The organism is Streptomyces sedi (assembly GCF_006335015.1).
Taxonomy (GTDB): Bacteria; Actinomycetota; Actinomycetes; order Streptomycetales; family Streptomycetaceae; genus Streptomyces; species Streptomyces sedi.
This window is the reverse complement of record NZ_VDGT01000011.1, coordinates 162,108-177,570: the sequence shown is the minus strand read 5'-3', so window position 1 is coordinate 177,570 and position 15,463 is coordinate 162,108. Positions and strand designations below refer to the sequence as shown.

Here is a 15,463-nt window from a genome sequence, read left to right as displayed (position 1 = left end):
CGACTGCGGTACCGGGTGATGCCGTCCGTTGTCGGGTGCGGCTTGACCATGGTTGCTCGCGCAGTTCCCCGCGCCCCTCTACGCCGGTGGGCGGCTTGGGGGCGCGCAGCCGACCGCGGCCGGTGGTCGCCAGCCGCTACCCCGTCAACGCCCCCCTGCGGCTGAGCAGAAAGCGGCGGAACGCCGCGACCGGCGCCGTCTCGGGGCGTCGCGCCATCCACGCGACGCCGATCTCGCGGACGGCGCGCGGCGCCGTGACGCTGAGGTCGCGCACCCCCGGTCTGGGCAGCGTCGCCGGCGGCAGCAGCGCCACGCCGAGCCCGGCCGCGACCAGGCCGCGCAGCGTCTCCGGCTCCTCGCCCTCGAACGCGATGCGCGGCCGGAACCCTGCCCGCGCGCACAGGTCGTCCGTCAACCTGCGCAGCCCGTAGCCGGGTTCCAGCGTGACGAACGACTCCTCGGCCGTCTCCGCCAGCCGCACCCTGCGGCGGCCGGCCAGCCTGTGGTCGGCGGGGACGACGAGATAGAGGCGTTGCTCGTCGAGCCGCCTGGTGACCAGGTCGGGGGCGTCGGGCACCGGGGAGGTGAGGCAGAGGTCGAGTTCGCCGGAGCGCATCCGTTCGATCATGTCCTCGCCGTAGCTCTGCACGAGGGCGAACCGCACCCGCGGGTGGGTCTCGCGGAACGCGCGGATCAGCGCGGGCATCGTCTCGGGTCCCATGGTGTGCAGAAAGCCGAAGGCGACCTTGCCGGCGCCGGGGTCGGCGTCGGCCCGTGCGGTCTCGGCCGCCCTGGCGACCTCGGCCAGCGCGCGTTCCACGGAGTGGGCGAACGCGCGGCCCGCCGGCGTCAGCGAGACGGTCCGTCCGTGCCTGGCGAGCAGGGCGACGCCGAGGTCGGCCTCCAGCCGGGCGACGGCCCGGCTGAGCGTGGGTTGGGGAACGCCCAACTCCTCGGCGGCGCGCGTGAAGTGCTCGTGCCGCGCGACCCCGGCGAACTGCGCCAGCCGGGGCGCCAACAGCGCCGCCGGCGCGTCCGCCGCCAGATCGGGCGCCTCGGCTGGCGGGCCGCCGGCCCCGGACGTGGCGACCGTCACCTTCGTATCTTCTGTGTGGCGAGACGATGACATGCCGACCCCTGTCCTGCGGTCATACGGAAATGCATGATTACGGCCAGCTTCTCGCATTGGACGTAATAAATCGACCGCCGTACGTTCGTGGACATGCCCCTCGATACCAGGGCTCCCGCCACCGTGGGAGCCTCAGCTCCGCCGTTCGTTCACCCTCAACGCAGCCGGATCAACCTGGCGCTCTTCGCCATCGGCATGGCGACCTTCGCGATGCTGTTCTCGACGCAGGCGCTGCTGCCGGACATCGCCGCCGCCTACGCCGTCTCGCCCGACCAGGCCAGCTGGACCGTCTCGGCCGCCACCATCGGCCTGGCCCTGGCCGTGCTGCCGCTGTCCACGCTCTCCGAACGCTACGGCCGCGTCCGGCTGATGACCCTCTCGGTCGCGACCGCCGTCGCGCTGGCGCTGCTGCTGCCGCTGGCGCCCGACCTCGGCACCCTGGTCTTCCTGCGCGCCCTCCAGGGCGCGGCGATCGCCGGCATCCCGGCGTCGGCCGTCGCCTATCTCTCCGAGGAGCTGGACCCGAAGGCGACCGTGGGCGCGATCGGGCTGTTCATCGCGGGCAACAGCGTGGGCGGCATGTCCGGCCGGGTGCTCACCGGCTGGGTCGCCGAGGGCGCCGGCTGGCGCGCCGCGCTGGCCGCCGTCGCCGTCCTGGCCGTGGTCGCCGCGCTGGTCTACCGGCTGCTGCTGCCGAAGGCGCGGTTCTTCACCCCGTCGTCGCTGCGCCCCCGGCTGGTGTTCGACTCGCTCGCCGGCCATCTGCGCCGGCCACTGCTGCTGCGGCTGTACGCGATCGGGATGCTGCTGATGGCGGCGTTCAGCGCGGTGTACACGGTGATCGGCTTCCGGCTGGTCGAGGAGCCGTTCGGGCTCTCGGCCGGGCTCGCCGGCTCGGTCTTCGTGATCTATCTCGTCGGCACCGCCTCCTCCGCGGTCTCCGGCCCGCTGCTCGGCCGCCTCGGCCGGCGCGGTGCCCTGTACGCGGCGATCGGCACCACGGTCGTCGGGCTGCTGCTGACCACCTCCACCTCGCTGGCCGCCGTGCTGGCCGGACTGGTCCTGATCACCGGCGGCTTCTTCTTCGGGCACGCGATCGCCTCCGGCTCGGTCAGCCGGGTCGCCACCCACGGCAGGGCCCACGCGTCGGCGCTCTACCAGGTCGCCTACTACCTGGGCGCGAGCCTCGGCGGCACGCTGGGCGCGGCCGTCTACCACCGGGCCGACTGGTCGGGGCTGGTGGCCTTCGCCCTGCTGGCGCTGGTCGCCACGGCGACGATCACCCTCTACGCCACGGCGCGCGCCCGCACCCGGGCCCGCCTGGAGGCGAGCCTCGCCGCCTGACCGCCGCACACCTCCCCGGGGACGGCGGTCGGGGCCGCCCCCGGGGTCGGGGAGCCGGCCGAAGAACGGCCGGGGAACGGCCTCATGCCGCCCTGGCGATCCTCCCGTCCCGGATCACCAGCTCGACCACGCCCTCCTCCTCGTAGAAGCGCTGGTAGCCGACGAACTGGCCGCATCCCGCAGGCCCTGGCGTCCCGTCCACGCGGTGCTGGCGGGAGCCGTAGTACTCGGGGTCGGCGCGGGAGGCGAGCCAGTCGACCAGCTGGTCGACGCCGTCAAAGTCGTCCGGATGCAGCGACTGGCGCGTCGTCAGCGCCCAACCGGGACGCGGCCCCTCCCGCCGGGCCAACGCCGAGACGGCCGCTCCCCCGATGCGGTGGGCCGCGGCCCGCTGCGCCAGCAACGGGAAGTCCTCCAGCGCTATCTCGCCCCGCTCGTCCCGCACCGGCTCGCCGTTCTCGTCGAGCATCTCGCGGGGGAAGTCCGGTATCAGGGAGAGCCGCCCGGGCCTCGGCCCCAGCCCGAGATGCCAGCGCAGCTCGGCGATCTCGTCCTCCGTCAGGTCGTCCCGCAGCTCAAGGGTGAGGAGGAAGTCGTACGCGTCAGCCATGGTCCGGAGGCTAACCGGGGCCACTGACAGTCCGTCGCCGCCCGCTCACCCCAGCGGCGTGGCCGTGCCGCGCACGCGGTGCCCCGCCCGCCAGACGGCGCGGACGCGGGAGGCGAGGGCCGAGGTCGCGAGGGTGGTGCCGGCGAGCAGGACGAGGTCGGCGCGTTTGCCGGGGGCGATCTCGCCCCGGTCGTCGGCGAGTTCGAGCAGCCGCGCGGCGTCCAGGGTGGCGGCGCGCAGCGCGCCGGCGGCGCCGAGGCCGGCCTCGGCGAGGTGGTGGATCTCGCGCAGCGCCTCCGCGTAGGGCCGCACCGGAGCGTCCGTGCCCATCGCGACGGGGACGCCGGCGTCCAGGGCGAGCCGGACGGCGCGGCGGTGGGCGGCGGCGTGCTCGGTGGGTTCGCCGTGGGAGGTGGAGAGGGTGGGAACGAACCAGGTGCCGGCCTCCGCCATCGCCTCGGCGGCGGGTTCGTCGAGGAAGGTGCCGTGTTCCACGCTGCGCGCGCCGGCGCGGGCCGCCTGCTCGGCGGCGCGCGCCCCGTGCGCGTGCACCATCACGCGCCGCCCGCCCTGCCGTTCCGCCTCGTCGACGAGGGCGCGCAGCTCCGCGTCGGTCAGTTGAACGTCGTGAACGCCCCGGCCGAGCGCCAGCGAACCCGTCGACGTCACCTTGATCCAGTCCGCCCCGGCGCGCACCATCCGGCGCACGACGGCGCGCGCCTGGTCGGGGCCGTCGAAGACGGGGTCGGGCAGCGAGGGGTCGCCGAAGCCGTCGACCGGGCCGTAGCGCGGGGACCAGTGGTCGCCGATGCCGCCGGTGGTGCAGACCTGCCGCAGCGAGACCAGCACCTCGGGGCCCTCGAACCAGCCCTCGCGCAGGGCGAGTCGGAGGCCGGCGTCCGCGCCCCAGGCGTCGCGGACGGTGGTGACGCCCTGGTCGAGCAGGGTGCGCAGCGCGGGCACCGCGGAGAGGGGGCGGGTGGAACGCGGCAGCCGCCCCGGGTCGCCCAGCGAGGCGCCCAGGCAGACGTGGACGTGGCAGTCGACGAACCCGGGCAGCAGCAGCCCGCCCGCGCAGTCCACCTCGCTGTCGCCGTCGAGCCCGGTGCCGACGGCGAGGACGCGTGCGCCCTCCAGCACCACGTCGGCGCGTTCGGCGCGACCGGAGGCGGGGTCGAAGACCGTTCCGCCGGTGAGCAGCACGCGGGTCATCGCGGCGTTCTCCTCATCGTTCGCGGGGCGGCGCTCAGATCCCCAGGATCACCTTGGCCGTGCTGAAGTAGATCACCAGCCCGGTGGCGTCGACCAGGGTGGTGACCATGGGGGCCGAGACCACGGCCGGGTCGATGCGGAGCTTCTTGGCCAGCAGCGGCATCATGCCGCCGACGGTGGAGGCCCAGGCGCAGATGACGACGAGGGTGAGGCCGACGACGGCCGCGATGTCGGCGGCGACGAAGAACGTGCCGACGAGGAAGCCGACGACCGCGAGCATCGCGCCGAGCAGCAGCCCGGTGCGGCACTCGCGCCAGATCACCCGCAGCAGGTCGGAGGTGCGGACCTCGCCGACGGCCAGCGCGCGGACGGCAGCCGTGGCGGCCTGGGCTCCGGCGTTGCCGCCCGTGCCGATCAACAGGGGGACGAAAAGCGCGAGTTGGGTGACCTCCTCCAGCTCGCCCTCGTAGAGGCGGGTCACGGAGACGGTGAGGGTGGCCGCGACCAGCAGCAGCATCAGCCACATCATGCGGATGCGGGAGAGCCGGAAGACGCTGGCCGACATGTAGTGGCGTTCCAGCGGCTCGGAGCCGGCCTGGCGTGCGACGTCCTCGGTGTCCGCCGCCTCGATGACCTCGAAGGCGTCGTCGCTGGTGAGGAGGCCGACGAGCCGGTCCTCGCTGTCGACGACCGGCAGGTCGAGGACGTTGGTCTCACGCATCAGCCGGGCGGCGTCCTCGGCCAGCTCGGTGGCCCTGGCCATGGGCGGCTCGGTGACGACCAGGTCGTGCACCATGGCGCCCGGCTCGCTGAGGACCAGCTCCCGCAGCTCGACGATGCCGGTCAGCCGGCGGCCCCTGTCGACGACGGGGAGGGTGTAGATGGTCTCGGCGTTCCCGCCCCTGCGGCGCACGACCTCCAGGGCCTGGCCGACCGTCAGGTCCTGTTGCAGCGCGACCGTCTCGGGCGTCATGAAACGCCCGACCGAGCCCTCCGGGTAGCCGAGGAGCGCGGCGGTCATCTGCCGTTCGTGGGCGCTGAGTCCGGCGAGGACGCGCTTGGCGACCTTGGCGGGCGCCTCGTTGAGCATCCGGGCCCGGTCGTCGGGGTCCATGTGCTCGACCAGGTCGCGGAACGCCTGGTCGCGCAGGCCCTGGAGGATCTCCTGCTGGTCGACGGGGTCCAGCTCCTCGAAGACCTCAAGGGCGCGGTCCTTGTCGAGCAGGCGGAAGGTGACGACCGACTGCACGGCGTCCATGCGGGCGATCTCGTCCGCGATGGCGTAGGGCGGCTGGGTCTCCAACCACTCCAGGGCACCGGCCAGATCCTGCTCGTCGAGGAGCATGGGGAGGTGCGTCATGACGGGGGAACCCCCTGGGGGCGAAGGGCGGCCACGGACATCCGGTGTGCGCGCACACGCCCGGCGCCCCAGGCGGACTCGCTACCTGGGTCGAAGAGCGTGGCGCGGTGGATGACTGGGAGGTTCACTGCGCATCGCAGCATCACCTCCCGCCGTCTCGTTCCTTCGGTGCCACCGCAAAGCGTACTAGCCACAGCGGCCGATCATGCCAAGGAATCCGGCATACCGGACGGCGCGCACGCGACGGTTGGGCAAAGCGCCGGGGTCCTCGCCGCTCAACGGGCGCGGGCGTGCGCCGGGGTGGTCGAGGGGCGCGCGGGCGTTGAGGGGGCGCGCGGTCGGGCGCGTGCTACAGCCCGAGACGTGGGTCACAGCGGGGGACGTCACATCCTCGTGGGTCGCAGCGTCATAAGAGTGAAGGCGTCGACAGCGACGGCAGTGCGGAAGCGGCGAAGGAGCCCCGTGATGAAGGCACGCATCAACGTCCAGGAGAGCAAGCTGGCCGGCAAGGTGGTCCGGCAGCTGGTCGGAGCGGCGCAGGCGGTGGGCGAGTCGGGACTCTCCCCGGTGACCCAGGAGTTGGTGAAGATCCGGGTCAGTCAGATCAACGGCTGCGGCTACTGCGTCGACATGCACACCAAGGAGGCGGGGGCGGCCGGCGAGAGCGACGCGCGGATGCACCTGATCGCGGTCTGGCGCGAGGCCACGGTCTTCAGCGACGCGGAGCGCGCCGCGCTGGCGCTGGCCGAGGAGGGCACCAGGATCGCGGACGCGGCCGGCGGCGTCCCCGACGCCGTCTGGGAGGAGGCGGCGCGTCACTTCACCGAGGACGAGCTGACGGCGCTCGTCTCGCTGATCGCCGTGATGTCCGCGTTCAACAGGCTCAACGTGATCGTGCGGCAGCCGGCCGGCGACTACCAGCCGGGGCAGTTCGGCTGAGGGGGCGCGTCCGGCCGGGCGTTGACCGGCCAGGCAGGACGCCGTTCCGGAAGCGCGACGCCAGACGGGGCGTCACCGGCCGCGCGGGGGGCGCGGCCGGCGGCGTCGCCACGGGCTTCGGGTCAGGAGACGCGGTCCAGCACGGTGGGGGGCGGCGGCGCCAGCGCGGCGGCCTCCTCGGCGGGGACGACGCTGATCGCGTCGCCGGTCAGCGCCTCCAGCGCGGCCTCGAACCGCTCGGGGGTGTCGGTGTGCAGGGTCAGCAGCGGGGCGCCCTCGGCGACCGACTCGCCGGGCTTGGCGTGGAGTTCGATGCCGGCTGCCGCCTGCACGCTCTCCTCCTTGCGGGCGCGGCCCGCGCCCAGCCGCCAGGCGGCCAGGCCGACGGCGTAGGCGTCGAGCTTCGCCAGCACCCCGCCCGCCGGCGCCGGCACCACGTGGCGCTCGCGCGCCACCGGCAGCGGCGCGTCCGGGTCACCGCCCTGGGCGGCGATCATGCGCCGCCAGTGGTCCATCGCAGAGCCGTCGGCCAGCGCCCGCGCCGGGTCGGCGTCCGGCAGCCCGGCCGCGTCCAGCATCTCCCTGGCCAGCGCCAGCGTCAGGTCCACCACGTCACGCGGCCCGCCGCCCGCCAGCACCTCGACGGACTCGCGCACCTCCAGCGCGTTGCCCGCCGTGCGTCCCAGCGGAGTCGACATGTCGGTCAGCAGCGCCACCGTCCGCACCCCGTGGTCGGTGCCGAGACCCACCATGGTCTCGGCCAGCGCCCGCGCGTCGTCGAGGGTCTTCATGAAGGCGCCCGAGCCGACCTTGACGTCGAGCACCAGCGAGCCGGTGCCCTCGGCGATCTTCTTCGACATGATCGAGGAGGCGATCAGCGGCAGCGACTCCACGGTGCCCGTGACGTCCCGCAGCGCGTACAGCTTCCGGTCGGCCGGCGCCAGCCCGTCGCCCGCCGCGCAGATCACGGCGCCCACCTCGTCGAGGACCCGCAGCATCTCGGCGTTGTCCAGGGAGGCCCGCCAGCCGGGGATGGACTCCAGCTTGTCGAGGGTGCCGCCGGTGTGGCCGAGCCCGCGCCCCGAGAGCTGGGGCACGGCCGCGCCGCAGGCGGCGACCAGCGGCGCCAGCGGCAGCGTGATCTTGTCGCCGACGCCGCCCGTCGAGTGCTTGTCGGCGGTGGGGCGGGCGAGCGAACCGAAGTCCATCCGCTCCCCCGAAGCGATCATCGCCGCCGTCCAGCGGGCGATCTCGCGGCGTTCCATCCCGTTCAGCAGGATGGCCATGGCCAGCGCCGACATCTGCTCGTCGGCGACCTCCCCCGAGGTGTAGGCGGCCACCGCCCAGTCGATCTGGGCGTCGCTGAGCGCCCCGCCGTCGCGTTTGGTGCGGATGATCGAGATGACGTCCATGTCAGGTGCGCGTCCGTGCTCGTGAGGGATGGGTGAACGGTTGAGGGGTCAGGAGGTGCGCTCGGCCCGGTCGTCGAAGTCCCAGGCCAGCGGCAGCAGTTCGCCCAGCGGCCGGGGCCCTTCCGGCAGGTCGACCAGCAGCGTCGGGCCGCCGTGCTCCATCAGCAGCTGACGGCAGCGCCCGCACGGGGTGATCAGCTCCCCCGCGCCGTCGCAGCAGGTGAAGTGGGTCAGCCGCCCGCCGCCCGAGGCGTGCAGCGCGGAGACCAGCCCGCACTCGGCGCACAGGCCCAGGCCGTAGGAGGCGTTCTCCACGTTGCAGCCGACCACGGTCCTGCCGTCGTCGACCAGGGCGGCGGCGCCCACCGGGTACTTCGAGTAGGGGGCGTAGGCCCGGGACATCGCGTCCCGGGCCGCCGCGCGCAGCGCCGCCCAGTCGGGCGTGGATGCGGTCGTCAACTGTCCTGTCCTCGTCGATACGGTTTGCCGACCGCCCGTGGCGTGCGCAATCGCTGCGCGAAGAGCGTCAGCACCAGCAGGGTCGTCAGATAGGGGCTGGCGGTGACCAGTTCCAGCGGCATGGTGTCGGTGGCCTGGTACCAGGCCCACAGCAGCACGGCCGTGCCGGCCAGCGCCGCCGCCACCACCCGGCGGCCCCTGAGGTACTGCCAGACCGCGAGGCCGAGCAGCACCAGGGCGAAGAGCAGCAGCGTCGCGTGGACCACCGCGCCGCCGCCCCGGGTCTGGAGCGCGTCCATGAAGCCGAAGAGGCCGGCGCCGGCGGCGACGCCCCCCGGGCGCCAGTTGCCGAAGATCATGGTGGCCAGGCCGAGGTAGCCGCGCCCGCCGGTCTGCCCGTCCTGGTACATCCGGATCAGCACCGCGAGATAGGCGCCGCCCAGCCCCGCCAGCGCGCCGGACACGATCAGCGCCACGTACTTGTAGAGGTAGACGTTGACCCCGAGCGACTCGGTGGCCTGCGGGTTCTCGCCGCAGGAACGCAGCCGCAGGCCGAACGAGGTGCGCCACAGCAGCAGATAGGTGCCGACGAAGAGCAGCACGGCCACGACCGTCAGCCAGGACACGTTGTGCACCAGCGCGCGCAGCACGCCCGCCGCGTCCGAGATCAGGAACCACCGCTGCCCCGCCAGGTCGCCCAGCCAGTCGGAGAGCCCCGGCACGCTGAACGGTTCGATGCGGTCCATCGGCGGGGACTGCTTGTCGTTGCCCCCGGCGTCGGCGGCGGCGCTGCCCTCGTTGCCGAACCACTGCTTGGCGAGGAACTGCACGACGCCCAGCGCCAGGATGTTGATCGCCACACCGGAGACGATGTGGTCGACGCCGAAGGTGACGGTGGCCAGCGCGTGCACAAGACCGCCCAGCGCGCCGCCCACGATGCCGGCGGCGACGGCCGCCCACGGCCCGTGCTGCCAGCCGATCCAGCCGGCGGCGAAGAGGCCGAGCATCATCATGCCCTCAAGGCCGATGTTGATCACGCCCGCGCGTTCCGCCCAGAGCCCGCCGAGGCCGGCGAGGCCGATCGGCACGGCGAAGGTCATCGCGGAGACCCACTGGTCGGTCGCGGTGAGGCTGTTCTCGTCGGTGATCATGCGGACCACCGAGAGCAGGAAGAGCGCGCCGGCGACCAGCAGCAGCGCCTTCGGGTAGGTCAGGCCGCGCCGCCCCTGGCCCGGGGCACCCGGGCGGAACCGTTCGGCGAGGGTGGTCAGGGCGGTCACGCGGACACCTCCGCCTGGTCGTTGTCGCTCTTGCGGGCCCGGGCGAGCTTCTCGCCGACCAGACGCTGCTGGCGGCGGACGCCCCAGCGGCGGACCAGCTCGTAGGCGACGACCACGGAGAGCACGATGATGCCCTGCATCACGCCGACGATCTCCTGGTCGAAGCCCTCGAACTCCAGCTGTGTGCCGGTCCTCTCCAGGAACGCCCACAGCAGCGCGGCGAAGCCCATGCCGATCGCGTGGTTGCGGCCCAGCAGCGCGATGGCGATGCCGGTGAAGCCGAGGCCCTCGGGGAAGTCGTTGCCGTAGTTGCCCGACTCGTTGAGCAGCGTGGGCATACCCACCAGGCCGGCGACCGCGCCGGACAGCAGCATCGCGGTGACCACGGTGCGGGTCACGCTCACGCCGCTGGCCTCGGCCGCCGACTCGGAGCGGCCCACGGCCCGCAGGTCGAAGCCGAAGCGGGTGCGGCTGAGCACGAACCAGTAGGCCACGCCGATCAGCAGCGCGAGCAGCACCGTGCCGTGGATCGGCTGGACGCTGGTGGCGAACTCGAAGAAGTGGCTCGACCCCGGGATGTCCGGGGTGTGCACGATGTTGCCCTCGCGCTCGGCGAGCCGCCCCTCCTTCAGGAAGTAGGCGATCAGCGAGCCGGCGATGAAGTTCAGCATGATGGTGGTGATCACCTCGCTGACGCCCCTGGTCGCCTTGAGGTAGCCGGCGATGCCGGCCCAGATGCCGCCGCAGACCATCGCGACGAGCAGGATCACCGGGATCTGCACGAAGCCCGGCAGGCTCAGCGCCCCGCCGACCACGGCGGCGAAGAACGCGGCGACCCGGTACTGCCCGTCGACCCCGATGTTGAAGAGGTTCATCCGGAAGCCGATGGCCACGGCCACCGCCGACAGGTAGTACGGGATCGCCTTGTTGAGGATCCAGACCTGGCTGTCGCTCTTGATGCCGAAGTCGAGCATCACGGAGAAGGCGGTGAACGGGTTGTCGCCCGTCAACAGCATCACCAGCGAGGTGATGGCCATCGCGGTGACCAGCGCCAGCAGTGGCGCGGCACCGCCCAGCACCAGCTTCTCGCGGCGCTCCTCGGTCAGAAAGCCGCCCGCCTTCACCGGGCACCTCCCTCGGCGTCGTTCCCGTCGGGGGTCCCGGAACCGTCGGCCGGGGTGTCGTTCTCGGTGGTCTCGGCGACCGCTCCCGAGCCTTCGGCGGCCCCGGAGGAGTCGGCGGGCTCGGCGGGTTCGGCCGCATCGGCGGGCTCGGCGGGCTCCGCCGTCTCCGCGCCCTCGGCGGTGAGATGGCCGCTGGCCGTTCCCGTCATCGCGGTGCCCAGCTCCTCGGGGGTGATGGTCGCCGGATCGGCGTCCGCGACCAGCCGGCCCCGGTACATCACGCGCAGGCTGTCGGAGAGGCCGATCAGCTCGTCCAGGTCGGCGGAGATCAGCAGCACCGCCAGGCCCTCGTGCCGGGCGCGGCGGATCTCGTCCCAGATCTGCGCCTGCGCGCCGACGTCCACGCCCCGGGTGGGGTGCGCGGCGATCAGCACCTTCGGCTGGTGGCTCATCTCGCGGCCCACGATCAGCTTCTGCTGGTTGCCGCCGGAGAGCGAACCGGCCGTGACCTCGATGCCCGGGGTCCGCACGTCGTACTCCTCGACGATGCGCCGGGTGTCGGCCCTGGCCTGACCGCCGGTCAGCCACGGGCCCCGCGAGTTGGGGGGCTCCGTGACATGGCCCAGCATCCGGTTCTCCCAGAGCGGCGCGTCCAGCAGCAACGCGTGCCGGTGCCGGTCCTCGGGAACGTAGCCGATGCCCGCCTCGCGGCGGCGCCGGGTCGAGGCGGTGGAGATCTCCTCGCCGTCCAGCGTCACCGACCCGCCGTCCGGGGTGCGGATGCCCATCACGGCCTCGACCAGCTCGGCCTGGCCGTTGCCCTCCACGCCGGCGATGCCCATGACCTCGCCGCGGTGGATGGTGAAGTCGATGTCGGCCAGCACCTCGCGGCGCAGCCCGTCCGAGTCGGTGCCCGACAGATGCAGCCCGGAGACCGTGAGCATCGGCTCGTCGGTGACCGTGGACTCCCTGGTGGCCGGCGTCGGCAGCTCACTGCCGACCATCAGCTCGGCCAGCCGCTTCGGGTCCGTCTCGGCCGGCAGCACGCTGCCCACCGTGGTGCCGCGCCGGATCACGGTGATCGCGTCGGCGACGGAGAGCACCTCGCCCAGCTTGTGCGAGATGAACAGCACCGTCAGCCCCTCGGCGGTCAGCCCCCGCAGGTTGTGGAAGAGCGCGTCCACCTCCTGCGGCACCAGCACGGCCGTCGGCTCGTCCAGGATCAGGGTGCGGGCGCCCCGGTAGAGGACCTTGAGGATCTCCACGCGCTGCCGGTCGGCGACGCCGATGTCCTCGACGAGCGCGTCGGGGCGGACGTTCAGCCCGTAGGTGTCGGAGAGCTCGGCGATCCTGCGCCGGGCGCGCGCGCCGATGCCGTGCGCCTTCTCGGCGCCGAGCACCACGTTCTCCAACACGGTCAGGTTGTCCGCCAGCATGAAGTGCTGGTGCACCATGCCGATCCCGCGCGCGATGGCCTCGGCCGGGCCCTTGAACGAGACCTGCTCCCCGTCGATGGCGATGGTGCCCTCGTCGGGGCGCTGCATCCCGTAGAGGATCTTCATCAGGGTGGACTTGCCGGCGCCGTTCTCCCCGACCAGGGCGTGCACGGTGCCGCGCCGGACGGTGATGTCGATGTCGTGGTTGGCGACCACGCCGGGGAAGCGTTTGGTGATGCCGCGCAGGGCCACCGCGGGAACGTCGGGGGTACCGGCGTCCCCGGCGGCCGGGGGCGGGCTGCTGGAGGCTGGGATGACGCACTCTCCTCGGGAGAAGGAGCGGGGCCCCGTGCGGGGTCGAGTGGGAAGGGTGGGGCAGACGGTACCGGGTGCGGGTGACGCCGGCTCAGCGGGGCTCGTTCACCCCGCCGGTCGGCGCCGGGTCGGCACCGAGCCGGCACCGGGTCAGCGCCGGGACGCTGCCGGAACCTGCCGGCGCCCGCGCCGTCCGCCCCGGCGCGGGGCGGTGGCGCGGGCGCCGGCGTGGTGTCACGGGGTGTCGCTGACGGTGGTCTCGCCGTCGATGATCCGCTGGGTGGCGGCGTCGATATCGCCCTGGATGTCGTCGATGAACCCGCCGGAGGTGGACAGCTCGACGCCGTCCTCGGCCAGCGTGTACTCGTGGACACCGGACGGGGCCTCGCCGTTGTGGACGGCGGTGATCAGGTCCTCGACGGCCACGTCGACCCGCTTGACGCCGGAGGTCAGGATCGAGTCCTGGTACTCGGCGAGCCCGGGCTGCTGGTACTGGTCGGAGTCGACGCCGATCGCCCAGGCGCCCTCGACGGCGGCGACCTGCTCGACCGAGCCGCTGCCGGAGGAGCCGGCGGCGGTGTAGATGACGTCGACGTCGCGGCCGAGCATGGCGTTGGCCTTCTCGCTGGCCTTCGCCGGGTCGGCGAAGCCGCGGTCGTCGTCGGCGTAGAGGTAGTCGACCTCGACGTCGATGTCCGGGTCGGTCTCGGTGACGCCCTGGACGAAGCCGGCCTGGAACTTCTGGATCAGCGGGTTGTCCACACCGCCGATGAAGCCGACGCGGCCGGTCTCGCTCTTCAGGGCGGCGGCGACGCCGGCGAGGTAGGAGACCTCGTGCTCGGCGAAGACCATGCCGTAGACGTTGTCGCCCTCGGGGGCGGCGTCCACCACGCCGAAGGTGGTGTCCGGGAAGTCGGCGGCGACCTGCTGGATCGAGTCGCCGTAGAGGTAGCCGACGCCGATGACCGGGTTGTAGCCCTCGTTGGCCAGCGCGGTCAGGCGCTGCACGCGGTCGGCGTTGGTCTCGCCGCTGCGCGCGGTCTGGAACTCGGGGGTGACGCCCAGCTCCTCGCCCGCGCGGTCGGCGCCGGTCGCGGCCGACTCGTTGAACGAGTGGTCGTCGCGCCCGCCCACGTCGAAGGCGATGCCGGGGCCCTTGTCCCCCTCGTTGTCATTGGACTCGGTCGAGCTCTCCCCACAGGCGCTGGCCGTCAGGGCCAGCGTCGCGGCGATGGCGACCGTTGCTGCGAACCTCGATACGCGGCGCAAGAGGACCGATCCCTTCGGGTTTGAAAGCGCCTCTTACGGCGCTGTTGGGCCGATCGTAACGCGCGTAGAACAGGGGAGACAGCCTCACGTTTGGGCCCGTTATCAGATCGGTGTTAAGGCAACGTGGAGGCAACGATGACGGGTGGTCCATGTCACGCGGCGGCCGACGCGGAAGGGCGCGGGCCGAGAGGCCCGCGCCCTTCCGTCCACGACATGACCGTGATCCACGAGGTACGTCCGCTCAGCCGAGGCTCAGCCGAGGAGCGCCGCGGCCGTCAGCAGGTCGACGCCGACGGAGATGGCGTGCTCGTCGACGTCGAAGTCGCCCTGGTGGATGTCCCTGACGACCCCCGAGGCGTCCCCGCGCGGCCGGACCCCGAGGCGGGCCATGGCGCCCGGCACCTGCTCCAGATACCAGGAGAAGTCCTCGCCGCCCAGCGACTGCTCGGTGGACTCCACCGACTCGGCGCCGAACCTGGCGGTCATCGCCTCGGCCAGCAGCGCGGTGGAGCCCGGGTCGTTGACCACCGGGGGGACGCCGCGGATGTACTGGATCTCCGACTTGGCCCGCCAGAGCGTGGCGACCTCGTCCACCGCGGCGTGCACCAGGTCGGGCGCCTGCCGCCAGGTGTCGAGGTCCAGGCAGCGCATCGTGCCGGACAGCTCGGCCGACTGTGGGATGACGTTCGGCGCGTGGCCGGTGGTCAGCCGCCCCCAGGTCATGGCGAGCCCGGCGCGGGTGTCGACGCGGCGGCCGAGCAGCGCGGGGACCTCGGTGACGACCTTGGCCGCGGCGGTGACCAGGTCCGTGGTCAGCTGCGGGCGCGCGGTGTGACCGCCGGGGCCGGCGAGGGTGACCTCGACGCGGTCGCAGGCCGAGGTGATCGCCCCCGTGCGCAGGCCGATGCGGCCGGCCTCGACCTTCGGGTCGCAGTGCAGGGCCAGGATGCGGCCGACGCCGGTCAGCACGCGGGACTCGATGGCGTCCGTCGCCCCGCCGGGCAGCACCTCCTCGGCCGGCTGGAAGATCAGCCGCACCGGGCGGGTCAGCCGCCCCTCGGCGGCCAGCCTCGCCAGCACCAGGCCGGCGCCGAGGACCACCGTGGTGTGCACGTCGTGCCCGCAGGCGTGGGCGCGGCCGGGGACGGAGGAACGGTACGGGACCGTCTTGGTGTCCGGGATGGGCAACGCGTCGATGTCGGCGCGCAGCGCGAGCATCTCCCCCTCGGCACCGGGTGGGCGTACGTCACAGACCAGGCCCGTGCCGACGTCGAGGACGCGGGGGGCCAGACCGGCACGCTCCAGACGGTCCTTGAGCACGGCGGTGGTGCGGACCTCCTGGTTACCCAGCTCGGGGTGACGGTGGAGGTCGCGCCGGAAGGCGATGAGTTCCGCACGCAGCGCGTCGTCGAGCGTCGTGGGGGTGGACTCAGGGGACAGCAGATCACTCACGTGATCGAGGTTAGCCCCGATCACCGGCCGATGGGCCGGCGATCATGCAAAGTTCACACAACAGATGCATAGATATTCGGTTGGGTCGTGGTGTGACTGGGTATGAGTGCTCTCTTATCCAT

Annotated in this window: 13 protein-coding genes; 2 read left to right on the top strand and 11 right to left on the bottom strand. The window is 72.9% G+C overall.

Translation table 11 applies throughout. The features are described 5' to 3' along the window. Positions 1–136: 136 nt before the first annotated feature. On the bottom strand, positions 137–1,096 hold the full coding sequence (locus FH715_RS16465) for a LysR family transcriptional regulator (protein ID WP_425472726.1): 960 nt from the start codon (positions 1,094–1,096) through the stop codon (positions 137–139). Between the two features lie 126 nt (positions 1,097–1,222). On the opposite strand from FH715_RS16465, the gene FH715_RS16460 reads away from it, so the two are divergent. After that, positions 1,223–2,473 carry an MFS transporter gene (locus FH715_RS16460; protein ID WP_139645940.1) on the top strand — a complete coding sequence of 417 codons (1,251 nt, stop codon included), beginning with the start codon at positions 1,223–1,225 and terminating at the stop codon, positions 2,471–2,473. Positions 2,474–2,555: 82 nt separating this feature from the next. On the opposite strand, the gene FH715_RS16455 is transcribed toward FH715_RS16460, so the two are convergent. The 3 genes from FH715_RS16455 to mgtE are packed head-to-tail and all read right to left on the bottom strand — an operon-like array spanning position 2,556 to position 5,655. Then, positions 2,556–3,083: a hypothetical protein gene (locus tag FH715_RS16455; RefSeq protein ID WP_139645938.1), complete on the bottom strand. Its 528-nt coding sequence runs from the start codon at positions 3,081–3,083 to the stop codon at positions 2,556–2,558. A 45-nt stretch (positions 3,084–3,128) separates the two neighbouring features. Then, positions 3,129–4,295, bottom strand: a complete 1,167-nt coding sequence (locus FH715_RS16450; RefSeq protein ID WP_139645936.1) for an amidohydrolase family protein — start codon at positions 4,293–4,295, stop codon at positions 3,129–3,131. A gap of 34 nt (positions 4,296–4,329) precedes the next feature. Then, positions 4,330–5,655 carry a magnesium transporter gene (mgtE, locus tag FH715_RS16445; RefSeq protein WP_139645934.1) on the bottom strand — a complete coding sequence of 442 codons (1,326 nt, stop codon included), beginning with the start codon at positions 5,653–5,655 and terminating at the stop codon, positions 4,330–4,332. Between the two features lie 465 nt (positions 5,656–6,120). Here mgtE and FH715_RS16440 point away from each other — a divergent pair, with 465 nt between their 5' ends. Beyond that, positions 6,121–6,594, top strand: a complete 474-nt coding sequence (locus tag FH715_RS16440; RefSeq protein ID WP_139645932.1) for a carboxymuconolactone decarboxylase family protein — start codon at positions 6,121–6,123, stop codon at positions 6,592–6,594. A 122-nt stretch (positions 6,595–6,716) separates the two neighbouring features. On the opposite strand, the gene FH715_RS16435 is transcribed toward FH715_RS16440, so the two are convergent. From FH715_RS16435 to FH715_RS16405, 7 genes are all read right to left on the bottom strand, one after another. Further along, positions 6,717–8,006, bottom strand: coding sequence for a thymidine phosphorylase (locus FH715_RS16435; RefSeq protein ID WP_139645930.1), 1,290 nt, complete (start codon positions 8,004–8,006; stop codon positions 6,717–6,719). A 48-nt stretch (positions 8,007–8,054) separates the two neighbouring features. Next, the gene (locus tag FH715_RS16430; protein ID WP_211367672.1) at positions 8,055–8,465 is read right to left on the bottom strand and encodes a cytidine deaminase; all 411 of its coding nucleotides are present in this window, start codon (positions 8,463–8,465) and stop codon (positions 8,055–8,057) included. Next, positions 8,462–9,745 carry an ABC transporter permease gene (locus FH715_RS28605; RefSeq protein WP_139645926.1) on the bottom strand — a complete coding sequence of 428 codons (1,284 nt, stop codon included), beginning with the start codon at positions 9,743–9,745 and terminating at the stop codon, positions 8,462–8,464. Before FH715_RS28605 ends, FH715_RS16430 begins: the two co-directional genes overlap by 4 nt. Next, on the bottom strand, positions 9,742–10,869 hold the full coding sequence (locus FH715_RS16420) for an ABC transporter permease (RefSeq protein ID WP_246108779.1): 1,128 nt from the start codon (positions 10,867–10,869) through the stop codon (positions 9,742–9,744). The genes FH715_RS28605 and FH715_RS16420 overlap by 4 nt, the downstream gene beginning before the upstream one ends. Then, a complete protein-coding gene (locus FH715_RS16415) occupies positions 10,866–12,620 on the bottom strand; it encodes an ABC transporter ATP-binding protein (RefSeq protein ID WP_139645925.1) in 1,755 nt (584 codons plus the stop codon). Before FH715_RS16415 ends, FH715_RS16420 begins: the two co-directional genes overlap by 4 nt. Before the next feature lie 234 nt (positions 12,621–12,854). Further along, entirely contained in the window at positions 12,855–13,889 is a 1,035-nt protein-coding gene (locus tag FH715_RS16410) for a BMP family lipoprotein (protein ID WP_139645922.1), read from the bottom strand. Positions 13,890–14,141: 252 nt separating this feature from the next. Further along, on the bottom strand, positions 14,142–15,341 hold the full coding sequence (locus FH715_RS16405) for an amidohydrolase (protein WP_139645920.1): 1,200 nt from the start codon (positions 15,339–15,341) through the stop codon (positions 14,142–14,144). Positions 15,342–15,463 lie beyond the last annotated feature (122 nt).

Excerpts from the sequence above, each read along its gene's own strand:
- FH715_RS16460 (WP_139645940.1), top strand. The coding sequence starts at position 1,223 with ATGCCCCTCGATACCAGGGCTCCCGCCACCGTGGGAGCCTCAGCTCCG.
- FH715_RS16455 (WP_139645938.1), bottom strand. The coding sequence starts at position 3,083 with ATGGCTGACGCGTACGACTTCCTCCTCACCCTTGAGCTGCGGGACGAC.
- FH715_RS16450 (WP_139645936.1), bottom strand. The coding sequence starts at position 4,295 with ATGACCCGCGTGCTGCTCACCGGCGGAACGGTCTTCGACCCCGCCTCC.
- mgtE (WP_139645934.1), bottom strand. The coding sequence starts at position 5,655 with ATGACGCACCTCCCCATGCTCCTCGACGAGCAGGATCTGGCCGGTGCC.
- FH715_RS16440 (WP_139645932.1), top strand. The coding sequence starts at position 6,121 with ATGAAGGCACGCATCAACGTCCAGGAGAGCAAGCTGGCCGGCAAGGTG.
- FH715_RS16435 (WP_139645930.1), bottom strand. The coding sequence starts at position 8,006 with ATGGACGTCATCTCGATCATCCGCACCAAACGCGACGGCGGGGCGCTC.